This window comes from Pseudidiomarina sp. CB1 (assembly GCF_024752025.1).
In the GTDB taxonomy this organism is placed as follows: Bacteria; Pseudomonadota; Gammaproteobacteria; order Enterobacterales; family Alteromonadaceae; genus Pseudidiomarina.
This window is the reverse complement of the sequence record NZ_JANTPU010000001.1, coordinates 571,931-596,041: the sequence shown is the minus strand read 5'-3', so window position 1 is coordinate 596,041 and position 24,111 is coordinate 571,931. Positions and strand designations below refer to the sequence as shown.

General features: G+C 48.3%; 22 protein-coding genes. 9 read left to right on the top strand and 13 right to left on the bottom strand.

The genetic code is table 11. From position 1 onward, the window contains the following. Positions 1 to 5: 5 nt before the first annotated feature. The 8 genes from NV375_RS02805 to ccoN all read right to left on the bottom strand — a co-directional run bounded on the left by NV375_RS02805 (position 6) and on the right by ccoN (position 7,106). The gene (locus NV375_RS02805) at positions 6 to 677 is read right to left on the bottom strand and encodes a sulfite exporter TauE/SafE family protein (protein WP_258806870.1); all 672 of its coding nucleotides are present in this window, start codon (positions 675 to 677) and stop codon (positions 6 to 8) included. Then, positions 667 to 858, bottom strand: a complete 192-nt coding sequence (gene ccoS, locus NV375_RS02800) for a cbb3-type cytochrome oxidase assembly protein CcoS (protein WP_126770370.1) — start codon at positions 856 to 858, stop codon at positions 667 to 669. Before ccoS ends, NV375_RS02805 begins: the two co-directional genes overlap by 11 nt. Before the next feature lie 2 nt (positions 859 to 860). After that, positions 861 to 3,311, bottom strand: coding sequence for a heavy metal translocating P-type ATPase (locus NV375_RS02795; protein ID WP_258806869.1), 2,451 nt, complete (start codon positions 3,309 to 3,311; stop codon positions 861 to 863). Positions 3,312 to 3,313: 2 nt separating this feature from the next. Further along, positions 3,314 to 3,820 (bottom strand): FixH family protein, encoded by a 507-nt coding sequence (locus NV375_RS02790; RefSeq protein ID WP_126770366.1) that lies wholly within the window; start codon positions 3,818 to 3,820, stop codon positions 3,314 to 3,316. Positions 3,821 to 3,882: 62 nt separating this feature from the next. Continuing rightward, positions 3,883 to 4,833 carry a cytochrome-c oxidase, cbb3-type subunit III gene (gene ccoP, locus NV375_RS02785; protein WP_258806868.1) on the bottom strand — a complete coding sequence of 317 codons (951 nt, stop codon included), beginning with the start codon at positions 4,831 to 4,833 and terminating at the stop codon, positions 3,883 to 3,885. Then, entirely contained in the window at positions 4,826 to 5,017 is a 192-nt protein-coding gene (locus NV375_RS02780; protein ID WP_258806867.1) for a cbb3-type cytochrome c oxidase subunit 3, read from the bottom strand. Before NV375_RS02780 ends, ccoP begins: the two co-directional genes overlap by 8 nt. Position 5,018: 1 nt before the next feature. Next, positions 5,019 to 5,639 (bottom strand): cytochrome-c oxidase, cbb3-type subunit II, encoded by a 621-nt coding sequence (ccoO, locus tag NV375_RS02775; RefSeq protein WP_126770360.1) that lies wholly within the window; start codon positions 5,637 to 5,639, stop codon positions 5,019 to 5,021. Positions 5,640 to 5,651: 12 nt separating this feature from the next. After that, the gene (ccoN, locus tag NV375_RS02770; RefSeq protein ID WP_126770358.1) at positions 5,652 to 7,106 is read right to left on the bottom strand and encodes a cytochrome-c oxidase, cbb3-type subunit I; all 1,455 of its coding nucleotides are present in this window, start codon (positions 7,104 to 7,106) and stop codon (positions 5,652 to 5,654) included. Positions 7,107 to 7,345: 239 nt separating this feature from the next. On the opposite strand from ccoN, the gene NV375_RS02765 reads away from it, so the two are divergent. The 9 genes from NV375_RS02765 to fabA all read left to right on the top strand — a co-directional run bounded on the left by NV375_RS02765 (position 7,346) and on the right by fabA (position 17,496). Continuing rightward, positions 7,346 to 7,729 (top strand): hypothetical protein, encoded by a 384-nt coding sequence (locus tag NV375_RS02765; protein ID WP_258806866.1) that lies wholly within the window; start codon positions 7,346 to 7,348, stop codon positions 7,727 to 7,729. 122 nt (positions 7,730 to 7,851) lie between these two features. Further along, a complete protein-coding gene (locus NV375_RS02760) occupies positions 7,852 to 8,316 on the top strand; it encodes an NfeD family protein (protein ID WP_258806865.1) in 465 nt (154 codons plus the stop codon). 31 nt (positions 8,317 to 8,347) lie between these two features. Next, positions 8,348 to 9,280 (top strand): SPFH domain-containing protein, encoded by a 933-nt coding sequence (locus tag NV375_RS02755; RefSeq protein ID WP_126770352.1) that lies wholly within the window; start codon positions 8,348 to 8,350, stop codon positions 9,278 to 9,280. A gap of 120 nt (positions 9,281 to 9,400) precedes the next feature. Then, positions 9,401 to 10,471, top strand: a complete 1,071-nt coding sequence (locus tag NV375_RS02750) for an efflux RND transporter periplasmic adaptor subunit (protein WP_258806864.1) — start codon at positions 9,401 to 9,403, stop codon at positions 10,469 to 10,471. Next, the gene (locus tag NV375_RS02745; RefSeq protein ID WP_258806863.1) at positions 10,471 to 13,557 is read left to right on the top strand and encodes an efflux RND transporter permease subunit; all 3,087 of its coding nucleotides are present in this window, start codon (positions 10,471 to 10,473) and stop codon (positions 13,555 to 13,557) included. Before NV375_RS02750 ends, NV375_RS02745 begins: the two co-directional genes overlap by 1 nt. Before the next feature lie 24 nt (positions 13,558 to 13,581). After that, complete coding sequence (locus NV375_RS02740; protein WP_258806862.1) at positions 13,582 to 13,746, top strand: hypothetical protein; 165 nt, start codon at positions 13,582 to 13,584, stop codon at positions 13,744 to 13,746. Between the two features lie 362 nt (positions 13,747 to 14,108). Then, positions 14,109 to 14,975: a TraB/GumN family protein gene (locus NV375_RS02735; RefSeq protein WP_258806861.1), complete on the top strand. Its 867-nt coding sequence runs from the start codon at positions 14,109 to 14,111 to the stop codon at positions 14,973 to 14,975. 19 nt (positions 14,976 to 14,994) lie between these two features. Further along, a complete protein-coding gene (locus tag NV375_RS02730; RefSeq protein WP_258806860.1) occupies positions 14,995 to 16,908 on the top strand; it encodes a Lon protease family protein in 1,914 nt (637 codons plus the stop codon). Positions 16,909 to 16,983: 75 nt separating this feature from the next. Continuing rightward, positions 16,984 to 17,496, top strand: a complete 513-nt coding sequence (gene fabA, locus NV375_RS02725) for a 3-hydroxyacyl-[acyl-carrier-protein] dehydratase FabA (protein WP_126770340.1) — start codon at positions 16,984 to 16,986, stop codon at positions 17,494 to 17,496. Between the two features lie 123 nt (positions 17,497 to 17,619). On the opposite strand, the gene rmf is transcribed toward fabA, so the two are convergent. The 5 genes from rmf to rlmKL all read right to left on the bottom strand — a co-directional run bounded on the left by rmf (position 17,620) and on the right by rlmKL (position 24,030). Continuing rightward, the gene (gene rmf, locus NV375_RS02720) at positions 17,620 to 17,793 is read right to left on the bottom strand and encodes a ribosome modulation factor (RefSeq protein ID WP_126772652.1); all 174 of its coding nucleotides are present in this window, start codon (positions 17,791 to 17,793) and stop codon (positions 17,620 to 17,622) included. Positions 17,794 to 17,984: 191 nt separating this feature from the next. Further along, complete coding sequence (locus NV375_RS02715) at positions 17,985 to 19,733, bottom strand: DUF3466 family protein (protein ID WP_258806859.1); 1,749 nt, start codon at positions 19,731 to 19,733, stop codon at positions 17,985 to 17,987. A gap of 7 nt (positions 19,734 to 19,740) precedes the next feature. Further along, complete coding sequence (locus NV375_RS02710; RefSeq protein WP_258806858.1) at positions 19,741 to 21,672, bottom strand: ABC transporter ATP-binding protein; 1,932 nt, start codon at positions 21,670 to 21,672, stop codon at positions 19,741 to 19,743. Continuing rightward, positions 21,669 to 21,905 (bottom strand): glutaredoxin family protein, encoded by a 237-nt coding sequence (locus NV375_RS02705; protein ID WP_258806857.1) that lies wholly within the window; start codon positions 21,903 to 21,905, stop codon positions 21,669 to 21,671. The genes NV375_RS02710 and NV375_RS02705 overlap by 4 nt, the downstream gene beginning before the upstream one ends. Further along, on the bottom strand, positions 21,898 to 24,030 hold the full coding sequence (gene rlmKL / locus NV375_RS02700) for a bifunctional 23S rRNA (guanine(2069)-N(7))-methyltransferase RlmK/23S rRNA (guanine(2445)-N(2))-methyltransferase RlmL (RefSeq protein ID WP_258806856.1): 2,133 nt from the start codon (positions 24,028 to 24,030) through the stop codon (positions 21,898 to 21,900). The genes NV375_RS02705 and rlmKL overlap by 8 nt, the downstream gene beginning before the upstream one ends. Positions 24,031 to 24,111 lie beyond the last annotated feature (81 nt).

Sequence of the window (24,111 nt, the reverse complement as noted above, 5' to 3'; positions counted from 1 at the left end):
GCCAACTAGTTGAATGCTAAGGCTTGACGTAAAGCAATAATCGCAACCCAAAGACCATAAACGATCATCAGTGCCCCCATCGCTTGTCGAAAGCCTTGCCCCTTAAGAATGCTTTGCAAAGCACCGCTAAACCAACCAAATGCCAGCATTGCCGGCAGGGTGCCAAGGCCAAAAGCCAGCATGTAAAGCGCGCCATTAAATGGGGATGCGCTAAGAGCGGACCAACTGAGTGCACTATACACCAAGCCACAAGGAAGCCAGCCCCAAACCATACCGGCAGCATAACGACTCATGAGACTGTTGCTTTGGCGCAACTTCGCGGCGTAGGGTGCGAGTCGTTGCCATAACGGCCGGCCGAGATGCTCGAGCTTGCTTAAACCAAGCCACCAGCCTCCCAAATAACACCCTAATGCGATCAGGAAAAAGGCCGCGAGAAAACGGAGGGTGAGAAGTGCTGGGCTAAAACCGCTGATTGCGGCTTGGCTTACTAAGCCGACGAGAGCTCCAGCAATCATGTAGGAGCTTAAACGGCCTGCGTTGTAGAATAGCAGGGCACTTAAGCTAGCGCCCTTACCTTGTCGATGATGAATTGCACCAGCTAAGCCACCGCACATCATCAAGCAATGACCGGCACCGGCGAGCCCCATCAGGAGGGCGGCAAAAAGGTCAAGCGTCATGATCGTTGTCTTGTTGACGCGGTTTGGTCGTTGTTTTCGGATCGTCGTCATCAAGGAGGACATTCATTCCTTGACGCTCTAAATCCTCAAATTGGTCACTGCGTACGGCCCAGAAGAATATCACCACGGCAATGATGACAAAGAGGATGGCTATGGGAATTAAGATATATAAGCTGTCCAAAACTACCTCGTGTCTTTTGGGGTTCGATACAATCGTAGCGAGTTTGCTAATACGAGTAGCGAACTGATCGACATGCCGATAGCGGCAATATAAGGCGTTACCCAACCAACAACCGCTATTGGGATGATACCGAGATTATACACCAATGCCCAAGTGACATTTTGGCGTAAAATCCGCCGACTTTGTGCCGTCGAAGAAAATAACTGCAGCACAGCAGAAAAATCATTGCGCATGGCCACCACGTCAGCAGCTTGTCTCGCTAAATCAGCGGCTTGGCCAAAGGTCATCGAAACATCGGCTTGTGCCAGTACTGGCCCATCATTAATACCATCGCCGATCATCATAACAGCACCGTGTTTTTGTTGCTGTTCAACGTACGCAAGTTTATCCGCAGGTAAGCATTCAGCTAAAAATGATGTAATGTTTAATTGGCCGGCCACTCGCTGGGCATTCGCTTGCCGATCGCCGGTGAGCATCACCACCTCGAGTCCTTGTTGTCTCAGCGCATCGAGGGTGTTGGGTGCATCATCACGGAGTTCATCCTCTACCTGATAATAAGCGAGCACCTGGCGTTCGGTAGCTAGGACGACGTTGGCGCTGCTGTGGGAAAGCACGCTGGGGTGCCAAGCTGCTATAAACTGTGGTGCACCTATGCGAATCGCCATGCTCGGAGCGTTGTCGATGGGGTGCCAAGTTGCACTAACTCCTGCCCCGAGTTTAACTTCAATGTCACTAAGCTGCGTCACTGCAAGTTCAACGTCGAGCATTTTAAAAGGTGCAGCTAATGGGTGTTCGGAGTGCAATTCTAAGCTCTTTGCGAGACAGTCGGCGAGTTCCTTTTGGCCATTGGGATAGGAGGACTCAGAAAGCTCAAATTGCCCAGTCGTTAAGGTCCCAGTTTTATCAACGATCACGGTTTGGACATCGCGCAGGGTTTCAATCACTTCAGTGTTGCGCAAAATGATGCCATAGCGATTGAGTCGGTGAATAACCCCGGTTACCGCGGTCGGTGCGGCGAGCGCAAGTGCACAAGGGCAGGTGGCCACAAGCACGGCGAGTGTTACCCAAAACGCTTCGGCTGGCTCAATGAAACTCCAGACTAAAAACGTTGCGGCGGCAAGGATTAAAAGTTGCTTCACAAACTGATTGGCTAAGCGCTCTGCGCGTTCGGCGAGACGCGGTTTATTTGCTAACGCTTGATCTTGCAAGGCGGCAATTTTAGCCATCACGGTACTTTGTTGGGTGGCTTGAACCCGCACGCGGATAGGCTGGGTTTGGTTCAGTGTGCCAGCCAAAACGTGACTGCCTTGTTGGTGAAGCACAGGAACGCTCTCACCCGTGAGCATGCTTTCATTAATTTCTGTCTGTTGGCTTAGCAATTCGCCATCGGCTGGTAGTGTTTGCCCAGCAAGTACCTGCACAACATCACCAACTTGGAGTTGATTCACGGCAACAGATTCGTAACGACCAGGTTCAATTTCGCGCTGTGCGGAAGCCGGCAATAATTTTACTAGATTTGCTGCGGTGGCAATAGCTTTCTGCTTGGCCAACAGCTCGAGATAACGGCCAACCAGTAGCAGAAAAGTAAACATGCTGACGGACTCAAAATACACCTCGCCAGTATTGCTTATCGTGGCATAGGCGCTTGCACCATAGGCACTGAGCAAGGCCAAACTGACGGGAACGTCCATATTGAGCTGTTTAGCTTGAATACTGCGTAACGCTGACAAATAAAACGGCTGCGCGCTATACAGCAAGACCGGGGTGGCAAAGAGTAAACTGATCCACCAGAAAAACTGGCGGAGATTATCATCAAGCTCGTTGACCATACCGAAGTACAGTGCCACGGCAATCATCATCACTTGCATGGTCGCTAAGCCCGCGATACCAATGCGACGCACAAAGTAGCGACGTCGGCGTTTAAAGTCCTGTTCTTGTGTTGCTGCCTGAAACGGCAAAGCACGATAACCCAAACCGGCAATTTGCTGCAGGATTTCACTAAGTTTGACTTGGGTTTCATCCCAACTGACGAAAACACGCTCTGTAGTGGCATTCACGCGGGCTACGGCGACGCCCTTAAAACGTTGCAGTTGTTGTTCGATAAGCCAGGCACACGCAGCGCAGGTCATCCCTTCGACGGAGAGTGTTGTCGTGCGCCGCCCAGTTTCATCAACTTGGGTGAACTGCTCTTGCAGTTCGCGTTGATCGTAGGCCTCAAGTTGCTGTAGTTCGTCCGGTAATAACGGAATTTGCAGGGGGTTACTTGTGTCGCGGTACTGATAAAAGTGCACTAAGCCTTGTTGTTCAATGGTTTGAGCAACTGCTTGGCAACCAAAACAACACACATTCTGGCTTTGTTCTGCCACGGTAACATGGTAACCACCGTCTTTCGGAAGTGGTTGCAGACAGTGAAAGCAGCATCCGGCCGGTGGTTGCGGCAATGTTTTCGCCATAGTTAAACGCCGTAGGTTAGCGGCTCTAAAACGAGTTCGCGATAGCTCGGCAACTGAAGTTGTTGGCTTAAACGCCAACTGTCATCAAATGGCGTGATGGTTACTGTCCATTTGCCATCTTGTTCGGCGACTTCGGCAGGTAACTCACCGCGAAATAGGCCTTCTGCATCGGCGGTAAGTACCAATGAGAAATCTTTGTCAGCCAAAGTGGTGTGATAGAACCTTACGTTTAATGCTGTTAATTCTTTCGGCGCACCGGTTTCATAGGCGAGGATTAAGGTTTGCCCCTGTTGCTTAAAACGAAAAGAAATACCGCGACGCTGCGCTTCTTGTACTTTTTCGACTTCGGCGTTGATGCCGCGACCTTTCTTATAGTAGTTATCAACCACCATAGGGTTGTCACCGTAATTTGAGGCCACCGAAAGGGTGATGATCATGGCGATGACCACCGAGAATGGAATACACATTAAAAACCAAGGCCAAAACTGCTTATACCAGGGTTTTTCCATTGTTAATCACCTCAAAAAAACATAGATGTTAGAAAAAACCCCGCGTTCGCGGGGTTTTCAGTTTAATCGTTTGAAAGCCCGTAAACGTAGGCACTAATGACGTGTATTTTGTCCTCACCCAGAATATCTTTCCAGGCGGGCATTACGCCGTTACGGCCATTTTGCAGGGTTTCTTCAATTGCTGCTTGCGAGCCACCATATAACCAAATGTTATCAGTTAAGTTTGGTGCGCCAAGTTGCTGGTTACCTTTACCGTCCATACCATGACAGGCCGAGCAAACTGCGAAGTTTTTCTTGCCTGCTGCAGCGAGCTCAGGGTCAACTTTGCGGCCGCTCATACTCAGTACGTAGGTCGCCAACTCGGTGATTTGCTGCTCGTTGAACTGGCCACTGAATGACGGCATTTGTCCTTGACGACCTTGCAACAAGGTTGTCTTAATCGCATCAGGCGAACCGCCATAAAGCCAATCATCATCAGTCAAGTTAGGAAAGCCTTTACCGCCCATCGCATTTGAGCCGTGACACTGGGCACAGTTCTGTAAGAATAAACGTTGGCCAATCTCTACTGCGTCTTCATCGTTAGCAAGCTCGGGAATAGGGCGCTCAGATAACACTGCGAAAATGGGTCCAAACTCTTCTTCTGCAGCTTGCACTTCGCGGTCATACTGAACAATCAAACCGGCTTCACGATGTGCTTCAGTAGCGGCGCGCGACTCCTCGAGCGAGCGAACCTCTTGGTTTGAACTGCTCCAGCCGAGCAACCCCTGGAAATTACCCAAACCTGGGAACAGGGCAAGGTAAATAAAGCCCCAAACAATGGTGACCCAAAATAAGATCATCCACCAACGAGGTAGGGGGTTGTTAATTTCAACGATACCGTCGAACTCATGATCCATGAGCTCGCCTTCTTTGATACCGGTATAGTTGTTCATATTCCAGCGCAACAGCCAAATAATAAAGACTAAAAACGCTAGGGTCAGGACGATAATCCATGCACTCCAGAAGCTACTCATTGTTCTTCGACTCCTGTTTAGTATCGTTTTGTTGGCGGCGATCTAACTCATCTTCTTCAAAGATTGAGTTGGCGGCTTCATCGAAGCTCTTCTTTCGAGCTTTACTGAACGCCCACACACCGATGCCAATAAACAATACGAAAACGATAACTGTATAAATACTACGCCAGGTGATGTAATCCATCTTAGTTGGCCTGTTTTTGTAAAGCCGTGCCTAGGGACTGAAGGTAGGCAATCAAAGCCTCCATCTCAGTTTTGCCTGCTACCGCAGCTTTTGCACCAGCGATGTCTTCGTCGGTGTAAGGCACACCAAATTGACGGAATACTTCCATTTTCTTGGCTGTGTATTCGCCATCGAGGGTGTTTTCTGCTAACCATGGAAAACCAGGCATATTGGACTCAGGAACCACATCACGAGGGTCCATCAAATGTACGTAGTGCCACTCGTCGCTATAGCGCCCACCGACCCGAGCCAAGTCAGGGCCTGTGCGCTTCGAGCCCCACAAGAATGGGCGCTCCCATACGTGCTCACCGGCCAATGAGTAATGACCATAGCGTTCGGTTTCTGCTCGGAAAGGGCGAATCATTTGACTGTGGCAACCACTACAGCCTTCACGGATGTAGATGTCACGACCTTCGAGTTCAAGCGCGGTATAGGGCTCTAGACCGACCACAGGTTCATTCGTTTGTTTTTGAAAAATCAACGGAGTGATTTGCACCAAGCCACCGATCGAAATCACGATGGTGGCGAAAATAGCCAACCAGCCTACGCGTTTTTCAACGAATTCATGCTTAACGTTTTTCATAGTGACGACTCCTTAAGCTGAATGCGTGGCTGCTTCACGCGGCGCAACGTTAATGGTTTCGACAGTCGGTTTGCCTGCACGAATAGTGCGATAACAGTTCACTGCCATCAAAATCATCCCGGTAACAATGAATAAGCCGCCGACAAAACGGATGAACCAGAATGGGTACGATGCCTCTACGCTCTCAACGAAGCTATAGGTAAGGGTACCGTCTTCGGCATTTACCGCACGCCACATCAGACCTTGCATGACACCAGAAATCCACAGTGCAACGATGTAGAGCACAACGCCAATGGTGTGTAACCAGAAGTGGATGTTGATCCAACGAACGCTATGCATCTGCGTCTGGCCCCATAGGCGAGGGATCAGGTAGTAAAGTGAACCAATGGTAATCATCGCGACCCAACCAAGGGCACCTGAATGCACGTGACCAATAGTCCAGTCGGTATAGTGTGAGAGGGCATTTACGGACTTGATAGCCATCATTGGCCCCTCGAACGTCGACATGCCGTAAAACGACAACGAAACAATCAGGAAGCGCAAAATCGGATCGGTTTTGAGTTTATGCCATGCCCCAGACAGCGTCATGATACCGTTGATCATACCGCCCCATGAAGGCACAAATAGAATGACTGACATCACCATACCAAGCGACTGAGCCCAATCAGGCAGTGCTGTGTAGTGCAGGTGATGTGGACCGGCCCAAATATACAAACCGATCAAAGCCCAAAAGTGAACGACCGACAAGCGGTATGAGTACACTGGGCGCTCTGCTTGCTTCGGCACGAAATAGTACATCATGCCCAGGAAGCCGGCAGTCAACAAGAAGCCTACTGCGTTGTGCCCGTACCACCATTGCACCATCGCATCGACGGCACCGGCGTAGACACTATATGACTTAGTCAACGAGACCGGAAGCACCATACTATTAACAATGTGGAGCACGGCGATGGTGATAATAAAGCCACCATAAAACCAGTTCGCAACGTAAATGTGTGACGTGCGACGCTTAACTAGGGTACCGAAAAATACCATTACATAAGCAATCCACGACAAGGCGATCAAGATGTCGATAGGCCACTCTAACTCAGCATACTCTTTGGAGCTGGTTAAACCCAATGGCAAGGTAATCACGGCAAGCACAATGACGGTTTGCCATGACCAAAATACAAACGCAGCCAACTTGTCAGAAAAAAGGCGAGTTCGACAGGTTTTTTGCACAATATAAAAAGAGGTTCCCATCAACGCCGACGTACCAAAAGCGAAAATAACCGCATTGGTGTGTAAGGGGCGTAAACGAGAGTAGGTTAGCCATGGGGTATCGAAGTTGAGCTCCGGCCAAATTAGCTGGGCCGCAATCCAAACACCTAAAGCCATACCGATGATACCCCAAATTACGGTCATGATAGCGAACTGACGCACGACCTTGAGGTTGTATTCGATCTGTTGTGGACTTGTTTGACTCATTTTTATTTTCCGCGTTGATTCTCTGACTTCAGAACAGAGTAACGTGACAATGATGATCGCTTGTCGGATACTTTGACAAACACCTCCCTATTTTATGACGGATAGCCATAAAAATACAGGAAGAATCCATTAAAAATCCAAGCGTGACGCCAACTTGAGGAAATTTTGGGCAAGCCATGAAATTAACTAATCGGTCTTTACCTTATTTTTCTTATTCCCGCATTAAAAGTAGGGTCTTTGTGCTACTTTTGTTGGCGCTGCATAGTATCTCTTGTAGTTTTGATACAACGCAACAGTTACCCGAAGCAAAAATTGATCTGTATCAAGAAACGATTATTTTATCGATGCCGCAGCAACCTGTCCCAGTAGAGCAAGCGTTGCCATTGCACCTTATCCTTCCCGCTGGAGTAACACCTAAATTAACCATCGTCGAAGGTGAGTCAATGGAGATGGGGCGCATTCCTCTACAATGGCGTCCTGCGGAAGGAAATGAGTGGCAAGCGACACTTTTTCTTGGCGCTTGCACTGAGTCGGAGATGGAATGGCGTATGACCTTACCATTAGCGCACTCTGACAATAATCTGCCAACTAGTGTGACATTCACGTTTTCGAGTAAACGTTAGGCGCTGCGCGTAGTAACTTGAAACAAATTCGGCGTCACTTTGATAAATCCTCGTGCTATAGTCGACGAAACATATTTTTAACGCCGATCGTAGTGTTTGGTTGAAATACTTAAGGAGTTGCCATGTCCGTTGCTTTAATTTGGATCATTATTGGCATTGTATTGATCGTGTCGGAATTACTCTTAACCAGTGTCATAGCAGTCTTTTTGGGGATTGGAGCGATTGTGACTGGGCTCTTATTGCACTGGGAGATAATTGAGCAAAGCGCAACCCAGTTTGCTGTTTTCGGTGTGGTGAGCTTGGTTTTGTTGGTTGTTGCACGAGGCCATTTCAAACGCTGGTTTATGGGGTACACCGCTGATGAAGATGAGGCAAAGCCTAACTTTCAGCGCGATATAGGCGCTCGCGTTAAGGTCATCCGTGACTTCAATCATGGGGCTGGGCGCGTACTCCTTAATGGTGTGCAGTGGGATGCCTTTTCTGAAGATGAATTAAAGTCGGGTGATACCGCTTGGGTTATCGCCAACGAAGGAATTCAGTTGACGGTAGCGAAGCAAAAGCCGAATGCTGCGGCAAAGAGTATTTAACACGAATAAATAATAACAAGGAGTAGATACGATGGTTCCTTTAGACGTGGGTACGGTGTTAGCGATTGGCTTTGCCGTTGCTGTCATTATTGTCATTCTAAAAACCGCGCGCATTGTTCCACAACGGACCAACTTTGTGGTTGAACGATTAGGCCGCTATAACCGTACGTTGGATTCAGGCTTTCACTTACTGATTCCGTTCATCGATAAAGTGGCTTATCAACACACACTAAAAGAAGAAGTGATCGATGTTGAACGCCAAGCGTGCGTAACTCGCGATAACATTCAAGTTGGTATTAATGGTGTGCTTTATATTCAAGTCGTTGACGCGCACAAAGCGAGTTACGGCATTAATGATTATCGTTATGCCGCATCACAGTTAGCGCAGACGACGATGCGTTCGGTCATTGGGCAAACCGATCTTGATAAAACCTTCGAAGAACGCGCTCGTATCAATGAAATCGTCGTACAAGCACTCGATGAGGCAGCTGCGCCATGGGGTATCAAAGTCTTACGTTACGAGATTTCTGATATTGAGTTGCCGATGAGCATAAAGGACGCGTTGGAACAGCAGATGCGAGCTGAGCGCGAACGTCGCGCCGCAATTGCGAAGTCCGAAGGCGAACGGCAGTCAATGATCAACGTTTCTGAAGGTCACAAACAAGAGGTCATTAATCTTTCTGAAGCCGAAAAACAAAAGCAGATTAATGAAGCAGAAGGGCGCGCGCGCGAAATTGAACTCATTGCGGAAGCGACAGCCGAGGGCCTTCGTAAAATCGCCGCAGCAATTCAGCAGCCGGGCGGCCAAGACGCTGTCAGCTTGAGGGTTGCCGAGCAGTACGTAAAAGAATTCGGTAATCTAGCAAAAGAGACCAATACGCTTATTTTACCTGCACAACTTGCGGACATAGGCGGAGCGGTCGCGGGCCTCACCGAAGTGCTTAAAGCTAAACCACAACAGTAAGTTTTAAACTGGCGTATCTAAAGGGCCGTTCATCGAGGATGAGCGGTCTTTTTTGATCATATTTGCTCAAATAAGACTATACACAAGCTGTACAAACGTATTTTACAAGGATTTGATTGAATGAAGTTGTCTCAAGGCACGAGTGGACTCGCTGTTATCTGCGCAGTTTGCTGCACAATTTTTGCCAGCCAGTTAATGATCGGCAAAGCCACTGCGCAGCAATGGGGAAATCGCGAACAAGCAGCGCTAGTAGTTACTCAACCGTTAGGTTTTGAGCGAAAGCTGGAACAAGTCGAGGCGGTCGCTTATGCGGAAGCCCTGCGCTCGGTTGATATTTATCCGGCGGTGGGCGATGAAGTCACTGCGGTTAATTTCGAGCCGGGAGAGCAGGTCGACAGCGGTGCCTTACTGGTGCAACTCGATGATCGACGCCAACAAATTGCCTTGCAACGTGCGAAGTTACAATTGGCCGATGCCGAGCGAACGGTTGAGCGTTTGCGTAAAAGCCGCGCGAGTGGTGCGATACCGCAGAGTCAGCTGGACGAAGCAATTATTGCTCGCGATCTCTTAGAAGTAGCCGTCGCAGAAGCGCAGACCGAAGTCGATGACCGACGTATTACTGCTCCCTTCGCTGGGGTGGTCGGTATTACCGATATAGAAGTCGGTGATCGTATTACCCCGCAAACCTTGATTACCACTTTGGACCAACGTGACCAGTTGTATTTGGATTTCCAAGCTCCTGAGCAAGCGGCCGAAATGCTCAATAATGGCGCTGAACTTGAAGTCTATTCTTGGTTACGTGCAGAAAATCGACTCCAAGCCACCGTGGCTGAAGTTGGTTCACGAATTGATGCAACCAATCGTACATTGCGGATTCGTGCATTACTCAATAATGAGAATGATCGTTATCGTCCCGGTATGAGTTTTCGTGTTGCCCTAACTTTGCAAGGGGATAGTTACCCTTCGGTACCTGAAGCTGGCTTGATGTGGGGACCTGAAGGTGCCTACGTTTGGGTGGTTAAGGATGGTAAAGCAACACGCGTTGACGTCAGTATTGCGCAACGCTTGCCAGGCCGAGTCCTCGTTGATGGAAATTTACAGCTCGGCGATGAACTGATAATTGAAGGTGTGCAAACCCTACGGCGTGGTCAAGCGGTTGAACGTCTTGCCGATAATGGAGGCGTGAATTAATGAAGTGGGCGCCGCAGTTAAATGATTTGCCATCGATGTCGATTCGTCGACCGGTTCTTATTGTTGTCCTCAATCTACTGATTATTATTGCTGGTATAGCGGCAATACAGGGCGTTGAAGTTCGCGAGTTACCAGACGTGGATCGCCCGGTAATATCGGTCACGGCGAGTTATCCAGGCGCGGCACCAGAAACAGTTGATACCGAGGTGACCAGCCGACTTGAAGGCGCTGCCGCGCGGGTCAGTGGTGTAAAATCCATTCGTGCTTCAAGCGAGGAAGGCAGCTCACGTATCGTCATTGAATTTCGGCCTGGTATCGACCTTGATAATGCCGCAAATGAAACGCGCGAATCAGTAAGTCGTGTCCAGCGCGGCTTGCCCGAGCAGGTTGAGAACGTTTCGATCATCAAAGCTGATAATGATGCTGAATCTGTCGTCGCACTTGCAATATCAAGCGACACGTTGGATCTGTCGGCGCTAACCGAACGTGTTGAGACCGACCTCGCCCCCAACTTTTTGAATATACCGGGTGTTGCCGACGTGCGTTTGACCGGCGATCGTCGCCGCGTGATGCGTGTGGTTATAGAACCGCTGCGACTATCAAGTTACAACCTTACAGTAACTCAGGTCGCCTCTGCATTGCGTCAGGCGCCTTTTGATGTTCCTGCTGGCAGTTTGAAATCAACGGATCAGCAACTTATTGTTCGGGCTGATGCAAGCTCAGTTTCACCCGAAGATGTTGAAAACATCGTGATAGCTGGGACGACTCGAGTAGGGGACGTCGCGACCGTTTATTTTGGCCCCGCAGACGCAAGTAGCATCACGCGCCTTGATGGTAAACAAGTTCTGGGGTTAGGCATTATTCGCCAAGCGCGCTCGAACACCATTGAGATTTCCGACGAAGTGCTGCGCTTGGTTGAGAATTTACGGAAACAATATCCTGAGCTAACGATTCAAGTCACCGATGATGATGCCGAGTTTATTCGCAGTTCGGTGGAAGAAGTGGTGACTTCACTAGCGCTGACTATTCTTTTAGTGGTTGCGACGTTATGGCTGTTTATTGGTTCAGGACGAGCGACGATTATCCCTGCGGCGTCGATCCCCGTGGCACTTATTGGTGCGATAGCTGTTATTTGGGTATTAGGGTTTTCCATTAATATTTTGACACTGTTGGCTTTGGTCTTAGCCACTGGCCTGATTGTTGATGACGCGATTGTGGTGTCGGAAAATATTCAACGCCGGCGCTCGATGGGCTTAGGCGCACGTGCCGCAGCTGTTATCGGCACGCGCGAAGTCTTTTTCGCCGTTGTTGCTACAACCGCAGTGCTGGTCGCTGTTTTTGTGCCTATTGCATTTTTACCATCAACCGCCGGTAGGCTGTTCCGTGAATTCGGTGGCGTACTTGCGGCGGCAGTCATTATTTCCTCCTTTGTGGCGCTTTCATTAGTACCGGCCTTAACCGCTCGTTTGCCTTTAAAAGAGCATCAAGAGACTGTGCTGACGCGCTTAGGAAGTCGTTTCTCAAAGGTTTACCGCCGAACACTTCATTGGGTTCTTGATCACGCATTGCTGGTTTTTGTCGGCTGTACAGTGGTTGCGGCAAGTGCTGTTTGGTTCTATCTCAATGTCGATAACGAACTTATGCCGCAAGAAGATCGCGGTCAGATCCGCATCTTTGCTCGCGGTCCAGATGGTGTTGGTCTGAACTTTATGGATCGCCAAGCACAACGTATGGAAGAGATACTTTTGCCTTACGTAAACGGCGGGGCGGTTGCGAGCATCAATACTCGAGTAGGGCAATGGGATCCAAACTTGGTTTTCATAACGGTACGCTTGACCGATTGGGAAGAACGGGATCGTTCACAACAAGAGATTATTGATGAAATCAGTGAACCCTTAAGCCGCATTCCAGGTGCTCCGGCACGTGCTTTTGGTTCCAATAGTTTGAACCTACGCGGTCAAGGTGGTGGGCTAGAAGTCGCCCTAACTGGTGATGAGTACATCGACATTTATAATGCTGCACTAAAGTTTGGCGAAGCTGTTCAGCAAGCAATGCCGGAGGTGGGCTTTCCACGAGTGGGTTACCAACCTACACAACCACAGTTACGGGTGAATATTGACCGGCGTCGTGCCGCTGACCTTGGTGTTTCGCTCAGCGATATCTCTTCAACGCTACGGGTGGCGATCAACGGCGATGACCTTGTTGACTTAAACATTGGTGATCAAGCGGTACCAATAATGCTTCAAGCAGATCGAAGCTTAATAAAATCGCCAACCGACTTGGCAAATCTATATGTTGGCACCGCCGACGGCCAAGTTGTCCCGCTCTCGGCAGTCGCAAGCATAAGCGAAGAGGGCGTAGCGGCAGAGCTTGAACGGCGTGCACAGCGCCGAGCCATTGAGGTTGATATGCAAATGCCAACCTCGATCCCGATTGAACAAGTCGTTGAAAGCTTGCGTAGTATCGCCAATGAAACGTTACCAGACAATATCGGTATGGTACTTCTGGGAGAGGCCGAGGCGTACGAAGAAACAGAGCGCGAAGTAATGATGACCTACCTATTGGCATTCATTATCGTTTTGCTCGTGTTAGCCGCGCAATTTGAAAGTGTGAACAGTGCAGTGGTGGTCATGGCAACTGTGCCGTTTGGTATTGCTGCAGCGTTCTTTGCGTTGTTCATAAGCGGTACATCGATCAACGTTTTCTCGCAGATTGGTCTGGTCATGCTTATTGGCTTAATTGCGAAAAACTCAATCTTACTTGTCGAATTTGCAGACCAGCTTCGTGACAAAGGCCAGTCTGTAAGGGATGCCGTTGAACACGCTGCAAGTATTCGTCTGCGTCCTATCATGATGACCTTGGTGTCCACGCTGTTGGGCGCATTGCCTCTTATCCTTTCTGTAGGTGCCGGTGCAGAGGCGCGTAACTCGATTGGTTGGGTTGTCTTTGGCGGGCTTGCTTTTGCAGTACTCTTTACGCTTTACTTAACGCCTGTGATTTATTTAGCGCTCGCACGCTTCACCAAGCCGCGTGCCGATGAAACCCAGCGCCTAGAACGAGAAATGGAGCAGGCGGAGGAAGCATGAACGCGAAACTAACGAAGCTGTCTGATGGACTGGGCGTTAGCGAATAGTTCTGATCTGCAGACGGCAACTTTAACGGTACGTTACCGTGTTGGTGGTTATACTGGCAACGATTTGTCACGTTGGGCACCAGCTGTCGAAAATGTACTACAGCAACAAATGATGTCATTCCAGAGCTACATGAAGCGATAACGCATCAGACTGCGAGCGAATTTATTCAATTGGTCTTTTCCATACCAATCCTTTTGCATGGCGTGCGATTTTTACGATCGTGCGCTACGTGCGTGCTTTTTAAAAAGCAGGGGGATAACCGGTAAAATTTCACGTAGCGACGTCAATATGTGAATACCTACTTATTGTAACTAAGCTTAATAATATCGTATTTAACATAATATACATTATGCGAAATTGATAATTAGTGTATTTGGAGCGGTCGCCAACGTTTATAGCCTTCGCCCTCTGTTGATGGTTTGTGACATTTTGGTAGTGGCAATTTTACGCGTCTGTCGCTACGCTCTTGATGAACTCGTTAATCAATTAAAGGACAACAAAAGATGTTGGGTAAACTTTCAGGTTTGGCATTCGCTACTTCAATGGCATTAGGTTTGTCTGTTAGTTCAGCAAACGCGGCACTGCTCTACAAAATCACTGGTAAAGATATGGCGCAACCGTCTTATCTGTACGGTACGATTCACTTAATCTGTCAGGCAGATTTTAGTATTGCTGATGAAACCAAAGCTGCGTTCGATGACGCAGATAAACTCATCATGGAATTAGATATGGATGACCCCGCTATGCTGCAAAGTATGCAGGCTAAGGTAATGCATCCTGACGGCAAGACAATCTCCAGCGGACTTACTGAAGCTCAAGCCGAAAAACTAGACGCCTTCCTAAAAGCCAATATGGGTGTTGGTCTGCCTATGTTTGACGGCATGCGCCCGTTTGTGGTCAGCGGTATGTTAATGTCGGCTCAGCTTGGCTGCGGACAACCAGCTTCCTTTGAAGGTTACTTTACGCAACAAGCCATGGCGCAAGAAAAGCCAGTTGAGGGTTTAGAAACCGTTGAATTTCAATTTGGCGTGTTTGAGCAAATCCCCCACGCAGAGCAAGTTCAATGGCTAGCGGATGCAATTGAAGATGAAGCTGGAGCCAAGGCTGAATTACAACGCATGATTGATCTGTACAAGGCTGAAGATATTGACGGTATGTACGGTATGTTCACCGAGATGGAAGAATACGCTGAATATAAAGAAGTACTCTTGGATCAGCGTAACTTTACTTGGCAGGACACATTAGATGAGGAACTACAGGCTGAAGGCAGTGAATTTATTGCTGTGGGTGCAGGTCACTTAGGCGGAAAAGCTGGTATGATCAACCTTTTACGGGAGCGCGGCTACACCGTCGAGCCGGTTTCAAACTAAGGTTAAAAAAGGTAAGCGCATGCGCGTTGCAGCAGAACAATTACAGCCACCTATCTATACTTGGGCGCAACAGCGCCCTGCTTCTCCATCCGCGAATCCATTAGTGGGTCAGAATCGTGCACTTGCGGCGATTGAACAGACCATGCGGATCGGTGGTAGGTATGCCCATGGTTTTATGGTCACCACACCGGGCCTACGGGTAATGGATGTATTGAAAGAGCTACAACAACGTTATCAATGGATGCACTTTGAACGGCACGATTGGTTGTATCTTGCGAATCCCGATTCAGCCAATGAGCCGTTGTGCGTTAACGTTCCAGCTGGTTCAGCGCGCGATGTTTTGACGGGCTTAATGTCACTTTTTGAGCAACCGGCAACGGATCGCGCTAAGTTATTAGCAGAATTAAGGGAAAACTTCCCTAGTGCCCGTTTTGATGCTTATTTGACCCGAGTTGCCGATAAAACCTTTGATGATTTACCCGGCAATGAATTGGCAACCATTATTGTTGAATCCGATCAGCAAACGGATGATTTTGTACTTTGTGATCGGGTAACGGATACTAGCCTGTTTGGTGGAATCCGTCTGCAATCTGTTGCCGGCACGATTAGCTCGGAGCTCCATTTGATCCAACCGGGGGCGCTATTAAAAGCCAACGGAGGTGTTTTAGCTATCGACGCCGAGGAACTGTTGACGCAGCCGGGTCTATGGCGAAAGCTAAAGTATATTCTGCGCACCAGCTTGTTTCATTGGCCACAGCCTGGCGAAGCAAATATTGCTGCTTATTATCAACCTGAACCTGTTCCGATCCACCTTAAGGTGTTGCTTTTGGGTGATCGTTCAATCTATGGGCAACTACGTGACCTGGATCGGGATTTTGATAACCTTTTCCCTTATCTGGCTGATTTTTCAGCACATTATTCGTTGAGCCAAGATGCCCTAGTGCCCTACTTTGACTACTTGGCGTATGTTGAGCGTGAGGCAGCGACACTACCAGTGACCGAAGAAGCTCTGCCTTTAGTCCTCAAAGAAGCTTCACGGTTAAGCGATTATCAAACCGAGCTATCACTAGATACCATTGCATTAATGCAACTGCTGCGCGAAGCCGGAGCGGTTGCACAGACTAAGGCACAAGACGTTATCGATCATGAGGCCGTCTTGCAGGTGCTTAAGCAGCGACAGCAACGCGAAGGTTACATTGCGGAACTTAGTCGCCGGCAAATTCTTGAAGGTCAAGTTTTCATTGCGACCGAGGGTGAAGTTGTTGGACAAGTGAATGGTCTTACTGTGGTTACCATCGGCGGTAGTGAATTTGGCGAGCCTTCAAGGATAACCGCAACGGTGCACTACGGCGATGGCGATATTATCGACATCGATCGAAAGTCTGAATTAAGCGGCAGTATTCATACCAAAGGCGTCATGATCTTGTCAGCCTATATTGCGAATGTTTTTGCCAAAAGTGAAGAAATGCGTCTATCTGCAACTATCGTTTTTGAGCAATCGTATTATGAGGTCGACGGCGACAGCGCGTCTTTAGCGGAACTTTGTTGTTTGTTATCAGCTCTAGCCGAGGCCCCTATCGCCCAAGGTATCGCAATTACCGGTGCGGTAGATCAATTTGGCGCGGTGCAAGCGATTGGGGCGGTAAATGAAAAAATCACTGGCCACTTTGCGCTTTGCGAAGCTCGCGGTTTCGATGGTAAACAAGGCGTGATTATACCAAAGGCTAATATGAGCCAACTCAATCTAGAACCTGACATTATTGCGGCTGTTGAAGCCAATAATTACCACATCTACGCTATCGATGACGTTGCTGATGCGCTAGCGTTATTGACCGGTGAGAATCAGAAACAGCTGTACGCTCGTATCGAGAAGCGTTTAGAGGAACTGCAACACTGTGAACCTGAGCAGCCGTGGTACAAGAGGATCTGGTAAAGGGAACTAATCGGACTTGTTAAGCGTACAAGTGTTCGCTAAGCTAGCGGCACTTGAACTAAAGGCAAGGTAGTTATGACCCAATCTAGTTTTACTCGCGAAGACCTTTTGGCGTGTGCCGAAGGCGAAATGTTTGGCCCTGGTAATAGCCAGCTCCCTGCTCCTAACATGTTGATGATGGACCGTATTGTGACCATCAATGACGAAGGTGGGGAATACGGCAAAGGCTATATTCATGCCGAACTCGATATTCATCCAGACTTGTGGTTTTTTGGTTGTCACTTTAAAGGCGATCCAGTCATGCCTGGCTGTTTAGGTCTTGATGCGATGTGGCAGTTGACGGGCTTCTTTTTGGCTTGGGCTGGCGGTCCGGGTCGTGGTCGCGCACTGGGTGTAGGTGAAGTTAAATTCACTGGCCAAATTTTACCGACCGCGAAAAAGGTCAGCTACCACATTGACATGAAGCGTGTGATTAAGCGTAAGCTTTTCATGGGCATGGCTGATGGCCGCGTTGAAGTCGATGGTAAAACCATTTATACGGCGAAAGATCTGAAAGTAGGCTTGTTCACGGACACCTCTAACTTCTAAATCTTTGCCGAGTGCTAGATAGAAAAAAGCCCGCTAACAGATCGCTGTTGGCGGGCTTACTTACATTCAAGAGAAGATTTTTTCAATAAGTTAAATAAAATTTAGTGCGCTGGACAGATTAATTTAACGATATAACCCTACACTCCGCGCTTCTTGCGCGTCGCGCCAACCGCCTAACCACTGGGAACGAATTTCCTGATTCTGATACGGACATAGTTCTTTTGAACGACCCGCTACACCAGCTTTGAAACCTTGTGAGTGTGCCCGTTCTAAGCGATCGCGTTTCTGTCTTTTCATCATTCACTTCCTCGTCCAGTTGTTCTTTTACAATTTTTTGCAAGAGCGAAAATTATTTCACTCTTGTAATAATAGATAGCAACTGTAGGCGGTAGTTCAATAGCAAAAAAAAACGCCTTTTCAGTTTACGCTATAAGCTACTGAAAAGGCGTTAGATCTGTAATCAAGTTTTTTTAGAACAAGTTTTCTAGTTAACGGCTAAACTTGCGGCGTAGTGTAATAAGACCACCAATCAACAACATAGAAAGGAAGCCAAAAACACCGGTGCTCGCACCTTGTCGTTCGATCTTACCTTCTTCTTGCGTGCAATTGTTCAGCTCACCCGAACTAGGATCTAAAATCAGAGTTTTGGCGAACTGCTCGGTGGTCGTTTCGCCGTTTTCGGTGCTAACTTCCTCTGGGCGAATACCGGTGGCAACAATTTCAGCGTTGTTGTTGATGCCATCGGCACTAACGATGAAGTAACCAGAATCACAAGCGACGGCATCGTTTAAATTGACGAATTTCGCACCGTCTACTGTGCTTTCATAACTAAAACCAACGCGTCGTCTCTGCGCGGACAAGTCTGCATCAATCTCTGCGGTGCCAACAATTAAGCCATCATTATTTATAGCTGTCGGAATTGCACTTGAGCCATTAAAAAATGAAGGTAGTTCGTTCAATGTTTCGCTTTCAATATCGTAGATGAAGCCGATATAGCGATTAATCCCTTGAACACGACGAATCAAAAAACCGACGACTTGATTTTGGTCATTAATGTCAGTTGCCGCACCCCATAAATAGGCTGGGTCTACGGTTACCGGTTTAACTTCGCCATCCATAAAAATGGCAGGCATTTTAATTCGACGGCTTTCCTCTTGCACGCCTTCGTAATAAGTCCAACTCTGACCTACGGCAATACCATTATTGTTAACCGCCATCGCATAGCTAGAAAAATCGCTGTCATCCTCTTCGCCACGTTCCATTAACGTGCCGTATTGCTGTGACGAGATCACCTCACCATTTGCGTCAAGCTGCCATACCATGGCACGCATATCGTAAATGGATTGATTTGAGTTAATCGTCGAGCGGCTATAGATGCTTTGCAGGTTTGCTGCTGTTGCGTTACTTAAATTTAGCCAGCGTTGCCATAAACAGGTGTAAAGCGACCTTGTCGCTGTCCCCTCATCTAAACGTGCCTGACAGTCGTCCGCAAAAGCTTGCGATGCCGGTGAAACTGCCACACTCGCATAGCCGACGGCAACGTTTTGGTCATTGATGTCCATCATGACCGACTCACCACCTAGATAGGCCTGCTCCGGTGCTGGATAGGTTTTTGTTGTCTCACCATTTGACCAGATTGCTTGGCGGGTAAATGCACGTGAGGTATAGGTGGTGTTGACTTGTTGTTCATCATCACCTTCGCCCGTTGTGTAGCTAAACGTATTGAACTTGTATGGTGCACTTCCCCAACCGACCCGAATATTGTTGTTATTAATGCCATTATAAATGTGGTCGGTTGAGTACTCCATTTCTGGAGTTTCAGGATCGGTATCTTCAAAAAACTCATTAAAGCTAACGGATTGCCCATCGAAGTAACCAGCGTCGTAAAACGAGGTGCGCGGATTACTAACCACCGTGTTTACACTGTCTCTTAACCCTCTTACGAGGGCTTCGTATTGCTCGCGCGAGAGCTGGTAAGTGGCCAAGTCGTCAACTTCAGGATCGATACCGATACTACGTAAAGTTCCTTCAGATACGAGAGTGAGATCGATTTCAATGTCCTTGGGAAGCTGTCCAAGTACAATACTATGACGGTGGTCGTTGATAGCAATAGGAAAAAGATCTGTCACTTTCTCTGGTGTTTCAATTTGCTGAATGTTGTATGAGTCAGCCTGCGCACTAGATAAAAAAGATGCTGCAATGGCGACACTAAGGGCCCCTAAAGTAAACTTTTTCATAGGTAATCTAACTACTCTCTTTTTGTAAGTTTTCAAGCTCATCCCAGCGTTCGAGTGCCAGTAGAAGCTCTTCTTCAAGTGCTGCAAGGCGTTCTAAAACGGGTCCGGTTTCGGCATGCGGACGCGTATAAAAGTCTGGATGATTTGCTTGTGCTTGCAGTTCTTGTTGTTCGCTTTCGATAGCTTCAATGCGTTCAGGTAGCATATCAAGTTCACGTTGAAGCTTATAGGATAACTTTTTCTTAGGTTGTGCTGAACCTTTAACTTTCGGATTCTCTGACTGCTTTTCCGCTTCTTTAGTTCCATTCGTCAACGTCGAATGTTGTACGGACCTTGTTTGTTGTTGTAAATAGTGTTCAACATCTTGGAAATCGCCCACGATTTCGGTGACCTTGCCCGCTCCTTCAAATAGCAAAATACTGGTTGCAGTATTATTAACAAATTCACGATCGTGGCTCACCAAAATGACCGTGCCTTGGTAATCAGCAATGATTTGCTCAAGTAACTCGAGGGTGTCAATATCAAGATCATTGGTTGGTTCGTCAAGTACCAGTAGGTTACTCGGTTGTAAGAAGAGTTTTGCGAGTAGCGCTCGATTGCGCTCACCACCGGATAATGCGTGGACCGGCGTGCGTGCTTGTTGTGGCGCAAACAAAAAGTCCTGCAAATAACTAAGAATGTGACGCGTACGCCCATTAAAGGTGATGTCTTGTTTGCCATCACCAACATTTTCGGCAACGGATTTCTCTGGATCAAGCTTGGCCCGATGTTGATCGAAGTACGCCACCTCAAGATTCGTACCGACTTTAACCGTGCCGCTGTCAACTTTTTGCTGACCAAGGATCAAACGGATTAATGTACTTTTGCCACAACCGTTGGGGCCAACAAGAGCAATTTTGTCCCCGCGTTGTAGCGTTAGGTTAAAGTCTCTGAGAATTGGCTTGTCAGCAAATGCCAACTCGAGATGCTCGCCTTCGAATACGAGTTTTCCAGAGCGCTGTGACTCTTGCACCGCTAATCTTGCCGAGCCTTGTTGTTCACGACGTTGTTGTCGTTCTTTGCGTAGCGCTTGTAGCGCTCGCACACGGCCTTCGTTGCGGGTGCGTCGCGCTTTGATGCCCTGCCTAATCCACACTTCTTCCTGCGCCAATTTTTTATCAAATTCAGCGTTTTGATTGGCCTCAACTTCGAGTAGCTCTTGTTTCTTCGCTAAATAAGCATCGTAATTACCCGGGAATGAACTTAGTTGTCCTCGATCAAGATCGATAATGCGTGTGGCGAGCCGACGAATAAACATACGGTCGTGGCTGATAAAGAGCACTGCCCCGCGAAAGTCGAGCAATACCGATTCTAACCATTGCACCATGTCAATATCTAAATGGTTGGTCGGTTCGTCGAGCAACAATAAGTCCGGCGCTACAACTAAAGCTCGCGCGAGCGCTACTCGCCGCAACCAACCACCAGAAAGCGCAGTCATCGACATGTTTTCGTCAAGTCCTAGCCGGGTCAACGTTTGTTCGATGCGTGTTTGTAATTGCCAGCCATTCGCTGCTTCAAGCTGAGTTTGCAATTGCGCGAGGGTGCGCATAAGTGATGCATCATCGGGATCTTGCGTGAGCTGTTGCGATACTTCGTGGTAACGCTTGAGCACCGCACCAACATCGGCCAGGGCTTCAGCAACATAGTCATAGACACTTTGTTCAGAATTCGCTGGCGGATCTTGTGGCAACCGCGCGACGACGGTATCACCTACTTTTTGAATCACCCCATCGTCAAGCTGTATGTCGCCAGCGATCGCCTTTAATAAGGTTGATTTACCCGCGCCGTTACGGCCGACAAGACATAAACGTTCGCCCTCCTCAATAACCAAATCAACGTGATCAAGAATAGGCTCGCGGCCGAATGCAAGTTGAGCTTGTTGGATACGTAATACGGTCATGCAGTAACAAATTCCATGAGTTGATCATTAAAAGGCCAGCGTAATTCTGCATCATCTTTTGCTCGGACTAACACCGGCACCAGCAGAGCGTATTCATCTTGCAGTTCTGGCTGTTGCGTAATATCAACCCAATGCAAGCGAATCGGCTGTTCGAGCGTTAACCCATGCAATTCTGCGATCGCCTTGTCACATAGTGGGCACTGGGGTTTCGTTAACAGGTAAAAATCACTCATGGTGGTGCGTCACCTTAAACAAGTGATGAATACCCTTATGGCGCGCAAAGTCCTGACTAATCGAACGTGAAGTCCAGTCTTCTGCTCGCAGAAAGGCATCTTGGAGCCCTTCCTGGTCGAGCTTGAACTTACGTTTGTTGTTCGAAAATAGAATCACCCCATCGTCTTTAAGCAGCCGAGCGGCAAGTTTCAATAACATGACATGGTCACGCTGGATATCGAGGACGTCCTGCATACGTTTCGAGTTCGAAAACGTTGGTGGATCAAGAAAAATCACATCGAAACGCTGCTGCGGTGGCTGGCGCTGTAACCACTGCAAGCAGTCCGCTTGAATAAACTGGTGTTGGCGCGCGGGTAATCCATTTAAACGAAAATTATCCTCGCCCCAGCTAAGGTAGGTTTTTGATAAGTCGACTGAAGTGACTTGTTGGGCTCCACCCAAAGCGGCTTGAACCGACGCCGTGCATGTATAGGCAAACAAGTTAAGGACATTCTTGCCGTCACTCAAACGGCCTAGCTCACGCCTTGCCCAGCGGTGATCTAAAAACAGCCCAGTATCGAGATAATCACTTAAATTGACCTCAAACTGTGCATTGTATTCATGCACCGTGGTAATGATATGGCGTAATTGCTGGCGTTGGTATTGTTGCTTGCCACTTTGTTTTTGTCGAACTTTAAGATGCATATTCGCCGCCGAAAACGGTAAAACTTCGGCTAAAGTGTCGAGTAAATACCAAAGACGCTCCTTGGCAACAGCTGGTGGGATATCTTTTGGTGCTGCGTACTCTTGTATTACCAAGTGTTCGTTATAGACATCAACCGCGGCATTATACTCAGGTAAGTCTGCGTCGTAGACACGCCAAGCGCTAAGTCCCTCTTTTGCCGCCCATTTCTCTAATTTTTGGTAGTTCTTTTTTAATCGGTTAGCAAGATCGCTAGATTGCTCTTGAGTAAACTCAAGTTGCTCTTTTTGCATATCATAGAGTGCCAAGATGACCTCTAAAGCGCCGTTATAGAGCTTATATTTTTTATGGCTCCGCAATTTTAGACGTTTAAGTAAGCTTTCATCGCCAGCGAGGATAGCGATTTGCCAACCGGCAAAATGTTGTCTTAACTGTTGTCCTAAACGACGGTAAAGTAGCAAGGTTTCAACTTCCTCACCAAGCCGCTCACCGTACGGCGGGTTACACAACATCACGCAATGACCAGCGGTTGAGCTAGGCGCTTGGGTTTTGGTCGCATCGCTGGCTTGCCAATGACAACGATCCGTAATTCCGAGTCGAGCGGCATTCTGATCGGCAACACCCAGCATGCGTGGGTCATTGTCCGAGCCATAAACTGTCAATTGTGACCGTTCACTCGCTTGCGCGAAACGCTGCTCGGCTTCATTCATTAATTGCTGCCAGAGTTGCGGTTGGAATTGTCGCCAACGCTGCAAGCCCCAACTCTGACGACGCAGTCCCGGCGCATGATCGAGCACAATCATTGCGGCTTCCAATAGTAACGTACCGGAACCACAGAACGGGTCCATAAGAACTTGCGTATCACTTGTCACCCCTGCCCGGAGCGCAATGGCTGCTGCAAGGGTTTCGCGTAACGGCGCGGCGCCCTGCTCCAACCGATAGCCACGACGATGTAAAGGCTCGCCGACTAAATCGAGGTACCAGGTGAGTCGATCTTTATGCAAATGGGCATGCACACGGAGGTCTGGGCTTTCACGATCGACACTTGGACGATCTAAACCTTGTTGGCGAAAGTGGTCGACAATACCGTCTTTGACTAACTGTGCGCCAAATTGGGTATGGCGTATTTGCTGGTTTTGTCCGGTAAAGCTAACGACAAAGCTTTGCTCAGCAGTAAAATGCTCGAGCCATAGTGTTTCACTAATGGCTTGTGTTACCGACTCCAATTGACCACCAACGTCACATTGTCCCAGCATCAACAGCACGCGACTGGCAAGACGACTCCATAAACAGACACGGTAGGCCCCTTCGCAATCGCTTTCGAAACGGCAGCCCGCGACCGTTTGTTGAACCTGTTCGAGGCCTAGCTGTTGCAGCTCATCAAAAAGGAGCGGTTCTAGCCCTTTGGCACAGGTGGCGAAATAGTGTGAAGTTGCAGTCATGTGTTCGACATATCCTTAGCTAAATGTGCCGCTATTATACGGCATGCAGAATCCAGTGTATTGCTGGAATTGTAGGAAAAA